Source organism: Photobacterium aquae (assembly GCF_001029445.1).
In the GTDB taxonomy this organism is placed as follows: domain Bacteria; phylum Pseudomonadota; class Gammaproteobacteria; order Enterobacterales; family Vibrionaceae; genus Photobacterium; species Photobacterium aquae.
The window spans coordinates 1-728 of the sequence record NZ_LDOT01000094.1; the positions used below are offsets into that span (position 1 = coordinate 1).

Annotated in this window: 2 protein-coding genes; one reads left to right on the top strand and one right to left on the bottom strand. The window is 40.4% G+C overall.

The genetic code is table 11. The annotated features are described in order from the left end of the window. Window positions 1-13: 13 nt before the first annotated feature. A complete protein-coding gene (locus tag ABT56_RS23040; protein WP_047881238.1) occupies window positions 14-253 on the bottom strand; it encodes a hypothetical protein in 240 nt (79 codons plus the stop codon). Window positions 254-399: 146 nt separating this feature from the next. Here ABT56_RS23040 and ABT56_RS23045 point away from each other — a divergent pair, with 146 nt between their 5' ends. Continuing rightward, window positions 400-663, top strand: a complete 264-nt coding sequence (locus ABT56_RS23045; protein ID WP_047881239.1) for a helix-turn-helix domain-containing protein — start codon at window positions 400-402, stop codon at window positions 661-663. Window positions 664-728 lie beyond the last annotated feature (65 nt).

Below are 728 nucleotides of genomic sequence, written 5' to 3' on the forward strand. Positions count from 1 at the left end.
TCTTTGTGAATATTCATAGCTGCCCCCCTTTAAGCATCATTACTCGACGGGCTTGGACTTGAAATGGGCGGCTATAACGGAAATCGGAGCAGCCATTGCGGCTTGAGGTGTCCTTGGTGAAACCAAAACGCTTTCGAAGTGACTTAACAACGCTCAATGAATTTTCAGTGAGAGCCTTATCGAAATTGACCCCATCGAATATATCCGGGCAAGGCTGATGAATCGGATTGAGTGGCTTTTTGACTTTTTCCATGTCTGTATCCCCATACAAGCAAGTTTTTGTGTTTGCAGGGATATTATTAGCAAGCTGAAAATTACTAGCAAGTCGGGGGTTAGTATAGGAATGATCATTTTGATCGCCTATTATTTAACAAATACGGTACTGATGGCGGCCTATTAATGACCTACACTATTGAATTGCTACAACAAGTTAAACGCAGGTATACCCTGACCTCCGACTACCAATTGGCAAAGAAGTTGGGCGTTAGTTCTGCGAGAGTTAGCAATTGGATGAAAGGAAAGAATAACCTAGACTGGGATATTGCTTTTCAAGTTGCTGATTTACTTGAAATTAATGATCAAAATGTGGTGTACGGTTTACTGAAAGATAAATATGAAAATCCCCGATTTATCAATGCTTTAGATGACGGACGCACGGCATAATCAATAATACATAATTAAACCATACTATACATAATGCGCACCAAGGGTGATAGCCCAAAGTTAAA

What these genes read in the sequence shown, in the direction of transcription:
- ABT56_RS23045 (WP_047881239.1), top strand. Translation starts at nt 400, where the DNA reads ATGACCTACACTATTGAATTGCTACAACAAGTTAAACGCAGGTATACC.
- ABT56_RS23040 (WP_047881238.1), bottom strand. Translation starts at nt 253, where the DNA reads ATGGAAAAAGTCAAAAAGCCACTCAATCCGATTCATCAGCCTTGCCCG.